Origin of the sequence: Methylobacterium sp. J-030 (genome assembly GCF_022829545.1) — a bacterium.
Taxonomy (GTDB): Bacteria; Pseudomonadota; Alphaproteobacteria; order Rhizobiales; family Beijerinckiaceae; genus Methylobacterium.
In genome coordinates this window covers 1-720 of record NZ_JAKSYM010000223.1, presented here as the reverse complement: position 1 = coordinate 720, position 720 = coordinate 1, and the positions used below count along the sequence as shown (strand labels likewise).

The 720-nt window shown below is 66.9% G+C and carries 2 protein-coding genes; one reads left to right on the top strand and one right to left on the bottom strand.

The window, feature by feature from the left end; all coding sequences use genetic code 11:
• Window positions 1-72: 72 nt before the first annotated feature.
• Window positions 73-318 (bottom strand): hypothetical protein, encoded by a 246-nt coding sequence (locus MKK75_RS14885; RefSeq protein WP_244043330.1) that lies wholly within the window; start codon window positions 316-318, stop codon window positions 73-75.
• Between the two features lie 85 nt (window positions 319-403).
• On the opposite strand from MKK75_RS14885, the gene MKK75_RS14880 reads away from it, so the two are divergent.
• Window positions 404-720 (top strand): transposase (locus MKK75_RS14880; RefSeq protein WP_244043329.1); only part of this gene is annotated, 317 nt, incomplete at its 3' end.

Genomic DNA, 720 nt, shown 5'->3' with positions numbered 1-720 from the left:
TCTACCCGATAGGTCCTACGCTGCGGCGCCATGACGGTCGGTCCGATCTATGCACGGATTGGTAGCCTGGGATCAAAAAGCCACTAGGCTGTTTGATGGTTGCCGCTCGAGGCTACGCCGCTGCCGGTCGTACCGCACACGTTCGGCCTCCTCCCGCCAAGCGTCCCGCTCGGTTCTCATGGCCTCGACGAGCGCGTGCATGTTCCCGGCGTCGATCGCGGTCTCGACGAGCATGTCTTGAGCCCCGGCCAGTTGCTCGCGCAGCTCGGCGTTCTCGGTCGCGAGAGCGAGCAGCAGGGCAGCCACGACATCGCTCATCCGGACCCTCTGCGCTTACCGTCCGGACCCATAATGGTGGCGCGGACGGCTTGGGTGTGATTCACGGCTTCCGTGGGAGGAGCCGATGGCTCAGTTCTGGCTGACGGACGAGCAGTTTGCGCGGATCACGCCGCACTTGCCCACCGACACACGGGGCACGGAGCGCGTAGACGACCGGCGGGTGATCAGCGGCATCGTCCATGTCCTCAACTCCGGCGGGCGGTGGACGGACGCACCGCGTGAGGTCTACGGGCCGAAGAAGACCCGCTACACCCGCTTCGTGCGCTGGGCGGCCAAGGGGGTCGGAGTCGGCTTGTTAGAGACGCTTGCGCAAGCCGGTGCCCCCCCCTCCCAGGTGCGTCACGATTCCCCTGCCGCCAAGGCGCGTTGCAGCGCTGCCGG